The following is a 405-nucleotide window of genomic DNA, read 5'->3' as shown; positions in this document are numbered from 1 at the left end:
AGCCTAGCCGCCGCGGGCCGGGGTACGCGTACGCCGCCAATCGTCACAAGTCACTCCGTGGCGCGCGGCGGCCCACGTGAGCGGCTCATTCTGCAGACAATCCGCAAAACCGCTCACCCGGCCGTGTCCTCGGCACGTGTCGGGGGGTTATGCCCTGCGGGGGAGCTCCGCGTCGGAGCCAAGGAAGCAGGAAAAGCAATGCGCGTTGGAAGTTTCGTGTTGGCAGCCCGGTTCCCCGGGCAGGGCGAGGGTGAGGCGCTGCACCGCGCGGTCCGCTCCGCCGAGGTGGCCGAGGAGTCGGGGCTCGACACGGTCTGGCTGGCCGAGCACCACTTCGTGCCCTACGGCACCTGCCCGTCCGCCGTCACCCTGGCGGCGCTGCTGCTCGGCCGCACCCGGCGGCTG

Annotated in this window: 1 protein-coding gene; it reads left to right on the top strand. The window is 71.6% G+C overall.

Features of this window, described 5'->3' with window-relative positions; genetic code table 11:
- Nucleotides 1–198: 198 nt before the first annotated feature.
- On the top strand, nucleotides 199–405 hold a 207-nt coding region (locus LPA54_RS40735; protein ID WP_228985458.1), incomplete at its 3' end, for an LLM class flavin-dependent oxidoreductase.

The sequence above is a fragment of the Streptomyces sp. DH12 genome (assembly GCF_020873895.1).
In the GTDB taxonomy this organism is placed as follows: Bacteria; Actinomycetota; Actinomycetes; order Streptomycetales; family Streptomycetaceae; genus Streptomyces.
Note: the sequence above shows the minus strand (reverse complement) of the source record. Positions and strands in the feature narration are given on the sequence as shown.